Origin of the sequence: Microbacterium sp. (assembly GCF_035277845.1) — a bacterium.
Classification (GTDB): domain Bacteria; phylum Actinomycetota; class Actinomycetes; order Actinomycetales; family Microbacteriaceae; genus Microbacterium.
This window is the reverse complement of sequence record NZ_DATEJS010000324.1, coordinates 1-4,834: the sequence shown is the minus strand read 5'-3', so window position 1 is coordinate 4,834 and position 4,834 is coordinate 1. Positions and strand designations below refer to the sequence as shown.

The 4,834-nt window shown below is 70.1% G+C and carries 5 protein-coding genes and 1 pseudogene; 4 read left to right on the top strand and 2 right to left on the bottom strand.

What is annotated here, in order from left to right; all coding sequences use genetic code 11:
- Together VJR25_RS14290 and VJR25_RS14285 are read right to left on the bottom strand one after the other, a co-directional pair.
- Positions 1-768 (bottom strand): 5'-3' exonuclease (locus tag VJR25_RS14290; protein WP_324116165.1); only part of this gene is annotated, 768 nt, incomplete at its 3' end.
- Positions 769-822: 54 nt separating this feature from the next.
- Positions 823-1,317: a hypothetical protein gene (locus tag VJR25_RS14285; RefSeq protein WP_324116163.1), complete on the bottom strand. Its 495-nt coding sequence runs from the start codon at positions 1,315-1,317 to the stop codon at positions 823-825.
- 173 nt (positions 1,318-1,490) lie between these two features.
- Here VJR25_RS14285 and VJR25_RS14280 point away from each other — a divergent pair, with 173 nt between their 5' ends.
- The 4 genes and pseudogenes from VJR25_RS14280 to VJR25_RS14265 all read left to right on the top strand — a co-directional run.
- A complete protein-coding gene (locus VJR25_RS14280; RefSeq protein ID WP_324116161.1) occupies positions 1,491-1,658 on the top strand; it encodes a hypothetical protein in 168 nt (55 codons plus the stop codon).
- Entirely contained in the window at positions 1,655-2,314 is a 660-nt protein-coding gene (locus VJR25_RS14275) for a PH domain-containing protein (RefSeq protein ID WP_324116159.1), read from the top strand. The genes VJR25_RS14280 and VJR25_RS14275 overlap by 4 nt, the downstream gene beginning before the upstream one ends.
- 176 nt (positions 2,315-2,490) lie before the next feature.
- The gene (gene rpsA, locus VJR25_RS14270; protein ID WP_324116157.1) at positions 2,491-3,942 is read left to right on the top strand and encodes a 30S ribosomal protein S1; all 1,452 of its coding nucleotides are present in this window, start codon (positions 2,491-2,493) and stop codon (positions 3,940-3,942) included.
- 104 nt (positions 3,943-4,046) lie between these two features.
- Positions 4,047-4,834: pseudogene (locus VJR25_RS14265) on the top strand (PAS domain-containing sensor histidine kinase); the annotation flags it as partial.

Genomic DNA, 4,834 nt, shown 5'->3' with positions numbered 1-4,834 from the left:
GTCGGGCGCCTCCGCGAGGTAGTCGCGCGCGGCTTCGAGCTTGGCCCGCACGCCCGCGCTCATCCCCGCCCCGGCGTCGGCGGCGGCTAGGATGCCGGCGAGGTCGCCGTGGGCCTGCAGCAGGGTCGCTGCGGTCTTGTCCCCGACGCCGGCGACCCCGGGCAGGCCGTCGGAGGAGTCCCCCCGCATGGTGGCGAAGTCGGCGTACTGGGCGGCGTGCACGCCGTACTTCGCGACCACCACCTCGTCGGTGACGACCTCGAGGTTGCTCATGCCGCGGGCCGTGTACACGACGCGCACGTCGCGGGCGTCGTCGACGAGCTGGAAGAGGTCGCGGTCGCCGGTGACGATGTCGACGGGCTGCCTCGCGCGGGTCGCGAGCGTGCCGATGATGTCGTCGGCCTCCGCCTGCACGGTGCCGACGATCGGGATGCCGAGCGCCGTGAGCGCCTCGCGGATGACGGGGACCTGGGGGAGGAGCCGATCGGGCACGTCCTCGGCGTCCGGGCCGCCTTCGACCTCGAGCTGCACGCGGTGCGCTTTGTAGCTGGGGATGAGAGCGACCCGCCACTGCGGGCGCCAGTCGTCGTCCCAGCAGGCCACGACGTCGGTCGGGCGGTAGGTGGAGACGAGCTTCGCGATGATGTCCATGAACCCGCGAACGGCGTTGACCGGGGTCCCGTCGGGCGCGGACACCGTGTCGGGCACCCCGTAGAACGCGCGGAAATAGAGGGACGCGGAATCCATGAGCATGAGGCGGGAGGTCACGCGCTCATCCTCGCACGCGGCTCCGACGCCGGTCGGGTCGGGATGCCGGGCGGATCAGGACGCCGGGCGGCGGCGCAGGACGTCGCGCGCGGCGTCGCCGGGGAAGCGGTCGAGCACCCGGGCCGGCCACACCAGGTCCCAGCCGCCCGGCTGCTTGCGGTTGGCCCGCATCTCGGCGGCGGACGGCACACCCGCGTGGCCGGCGGAGTGCAGGCTGTCGTAGCGGCGCAGGCGGATGCCGAACACGGCGCTGTTCGAGCCCACCCGGTCGATGTCGCTCCAGGGGACGAGAGGGCCGTGGCCGACCCGGATGCCGGTGTCGTCGGCCCGCAGCACCAGGGAGCGGCGCCACTGCTTGGTGATGGCGTACCCGCCCCCGACGCCGAAGAACCCGATGGCGGCGACGCCCACGATGAGGTTGAGCGTCTTGGTCGGCGCGAGCACCACGACGACGATCCCCATCACGGCGAACAGCGCGGTGACCACGGCGAGGAAGACCAGCTTGCCGCGCGGGGTGATGACGACGAGCGCAGGAGCGGATTCGGGCATGCCTCAACCGTAAGCGAGCCCCGTCGCGCGTCGCACGCGTCGCACGCGTCGAACGGCGGGACCTCGGGGCCGCAGGCGTGTCAGACCCCGGATCGCGGCTGTTCGCGGTAGAAAAGCAAGGGTTGGCATCCGGGGGGATCGCTTCGCTGACGTCGACAGGAAGGACTCACCTCGTGAAGATCGTCAAGCGCGTCGCCATCGTGTTCGTCATCGCTTTCGCCGTCTTCTACGTGATCGCGCACCCGCACGATGCCGCGAACGCCGTGCAGGTCGCCGCCAGCGCCGTGTGGGGCGCCGGTGCCGCGATCGTGCACTTCTTCAGCTCGCTCGCCGGCTCATGACCGAGGTCGACCCGCGCACCGCGCGGCACCTCATCTCCGATCAGGGCGAGGTGGTGATCGACGAGGTCCGCAAGCACTGGGCGGCTCTGACCGTCCCCGTGCTGGAGCTGGCCGGAGGCGTGGTCGTCGCGCTGCTGATGGTGGCCGTCCCGACGTTCTGGTGGCTGCCGGTGCTCCTCGGGCTCGGGGTCATGTGCCACGCCGCGTGGCGGATCCTCGACCGGCGGCGCGACCGCTTCGTGATCACGAACATGCGGGTGTTCCGCATCCACGGCATCCTGTCCGAGCAGATCGCGACCATGCCGCTCGCCCGCATCCTCGACATCTCCGTGTACAAGCCCTTCGTGGGTCGCATCTTCGGCTTCGGGCACTTCGTGTTCGAATCGGCCGCGCAGGCGCAGGGCCTGCGCGAGATCCGGTACGTCGGCGACCCCGACGAACGCGGGCTCACCATCCAGCGCGTGATCCAGCAGGCGGGCCTGCGCGGGTACGCCGGCCAGCAGCCCGGCACCGAGCGGAGGAATCCGCCGCGGGACTCCGACCGCGGGCCGAGGCCGCCGCTGCCCCCGCTGCCGCCGCTTCCGACGTCGCTGCGGCCGACCGACCGGTTCGATCCGGACCGCACCGCGACGGACCCGCTGGACCTCACGCGCTGACATCGCGGGCGACGGGGACCGCGGGTCATCGGCGCGTTCTGATACCCTGGAGTGTCACCCGTGGCGTGATTCCATCCTGTGCATCGCGTGAGTGACAGCCAACATCATCCATTCGCTCTGTGCTCGCGTGCGCGCGCGGAGCCCGAACACCGACCATCCAAGGGACACCCCACTACATGACTAACGCAACGACCGCCCCGGCCACCAAGCAGGTCGCCATCAACGACATCGGATCTGCTGAGGACTTCCTGGCCGCGGTCGAGAAGACCCTGAAGTTCTTCAACGACGGCGACCTCATCGAAGGCACCGTGGTGAAGATCGACCGCGACGAGGTCCTCCTCGACGTCGGGTACAAGACCGAGGGTGTCATCCCCTCGCGCGAGCTCTCCATCAAGCACGACGTCGACCCCAACGAGGTCGTCAAGGTCGGCGACGAGGTCGAGGCTCTGGTCCTCCAGAAGGAGGACAAGGAAGGCCGTCTCATCCTGTCGAAGAAGCGTGCGCAGTACGAGCGCGCGTGGGGCGACGTGGAGAAGATCAAGGAGAACGACGGCGTCGTCACCGGTCAGGTGATCGAGGTCGTCAAGGGCGGCCTCATCGTCGACATCGGCCTGCGCGGCTTCCTCCCCGCCTCGCTCATCGAGCTGCGTCGCGTCCGCGACCTGACGCCGTACCTCGGCCAGGAGCTCGAGGCGAAGATCCTCGAACTCGACAAGAACCGCAACAACGTGGTGCTGTCGCGTCGCGCCCTGCTCGAGCAGACCCAGTCCGAGTCGCGCACGACGTTCCTCAACAACCTGCACAAGGGTCAGGTCCGCAAGGGTGTCGTCTCGTCGATCGTCAACTTCGGCGCGTTCGTGGACCTCGGTGGCGTGGACGGCCTGGTGCACGTCTCCGAGCTCAGCTGGAAGCACATCGAGCACGCTTCCGAGGTCGTCGAGGTGGGCCAGGAGGTCACCGTCGAGATCCTCGAGGTCGACCTCGACCGCGAGCGCGTGTCGCTCTCGCTGAAGGCCACCCAGGAAGACCCGTGGCAGGTGTTCGCGCGCACGCACGCCATCGGCCAGGTCACCCCGGGCAAGGTCACGAAGCTCGTCCCGTTCGGTGCGTTCGTCCGCGTCGCGGACGGCATCGAGGGCCTCGTGCACATCTCGGAGCTGTCCGGCAAGCACGTCGAGCTCGCCGAGCAGATCGTGTCGGTCGGCGAAGAGGTGTTCGTCAAGGTCATCGACATCGACCTGGACCGTCGCCGCATCTCGCTGTCGCTCAAGCAGGCCAACGAGTCGGTCGACCCCTACGGCACCGAGTTCGACCCGGCCCTCTACGGCATGGTCACCGAGTACGACGAGAACGGGGAGTACAAGTACCCCGACGGCTTCGACCCGGAGACCAACGCCTGGAAGGAAGGCTTCGAGGCCGAGCGCGAGAAGTGGGAGCAGGAGTACGCTGCCGCCCAGGCTCGCTGGGAGGCCCACAAGTCGCAGGTCGCCAAGGCCCTCGAGGCCGAGGCCGCCGGCACCGGCGTCGTCGACGCGCCCTCCTCGTTCTCCAGCGACTCGAGCCCGGCGGGCACGCTCGCTGACGACGAGGCGCTCGCCGCGCTTCGCGAGAAGCTCTCCGGTCGCTGATCGGAACCGATCCACGGCAGGGCCGCAACCTCTCGGGGTTGCGGCCCTGCCGCTTTCCGCGGTGATCGCACGGCCGACCGCCGCGAGCGCGATAACGTCGGAGAATGGGTACTGTCGCAGCGACCGCCGAGGGCCGTCTGCACGACCGCACCCGTGAGCGCGTCGCAGCGCTGAACCAGCTGCTGCTGGGACTCATCGTCCTGATCCTCGCCATCGTGCTGGTGGTGGCCCCGCCGGCCGGTGACCTCGGGCTGTTCTTCGCCGGGATCGTGATCGTGTTCGCGGTGACCGGCGTGACCGTGCTGGTGCCGTGGAATCGGCTGAGCCCCTGGTGGCTGACGCTCGTGCCGTTGGCGGACATCTTCGCGGTGACGCTCATGCGCCTCGGCAGCCCGACCTCCGGCGTCGGACTGCTGTGGATCCTCCCGGCGATGTGGCTCGCCTCGTCGTGGGGTCTCGTGGGCGCCGTCGGGGGAGTGGTCGCCATCCTCATCGGCTTCGCGGTCACGGTCCTCACCCAGCCGGCCCTGCCGGTGGGGTACTCGACGCTGCTGCTGCCGCTCGTGGTCATGACGGTCAGCGGCGCGAGTCACCTGACCGCGCGCCGGTCGGCCGCGCAGCGCAGCATCCTGGACAAGCAGGCGCACGTGCTCTCGCAGGCGCTGGAGCGCGCCCGCCGGCAGGAGCTCGAGGTCGAGGAGCTGCTGGACGCGGTGGACTTCGGCCTGATCCGGATCGCCGCGGACGGAGCGGTGACGGTCGTCAGCGAGGCCCCCGCGCACCTCCAGCGCGCGCTGATGCGCGGCGACGGCCACGGGGTCTTCGCCGCGGACGGCATGACGGCGGTCGCCCCGGAGCGGATGCCGCTGAGACGGGCGCTGCTCGGCGAGGC